This is a genomic window from Neisseria sp. P0021.S007 (assembly GCF_051956855.1).
Genome location: NZ_JBQCXA010001530.1, coordinates 1 through 466 on the forward strand (window position 1 = coordinate 1; position 466 = coordinate 466).

At 43.1% G+C, this 466-nt stretch carries 1 pseudogene; it reads left to right on the forward strand.

Annotated elements, in window-relative coordinates:
* Nucleotides 1-271 (forward strand): annotated as a pseudogene (locus ACTHUR_RS20100) (polar amino acid ABC transporter ATP-binding protein); the annotation flags it as partial.
* Nucleotides 272-466 lie beyond the last annotated feature (195 nt).

Here is a 466-nt window from a genome sequence, read left to right on the forward strand (position 1 = left end):
GTTTGACGAACCAACTTCCGCGCTTGACCCTGAATTGGTGCAAGATGTTTTGGATACCATGAAGGAATTGGCACAAGAAGGCTGGACCATGGTTGTCGTTACGCATGAAATCAAATTTGCCTTGGAAGTGGCAACCACCGTCGTCGTGATGGACGGCGGCGTTATTGTCGAACAAGGCAGCCCGCAAGATTTGTTCAATCATCCCAAACATGAGCGGACACAAAAATTCCTGCGCCAAATCCGTGCGGACAATGGCGATCTTCAAATTTAATTGAAACGACAGACAATTTGAAAGCATTTCCGACTGTCATTTCATAAAGGCCGTCTGAATAAGTGAAATAGAAATCGTTGATTTCGTTTTCATACTTGTTCAGACGGCCTTTTATATGTCTTTTCAGGTAAAATAACGCCTTTCGTTTTACTTATCCCCTTGCCTGCCATCATGATAGAAATTAAAAAACTCACC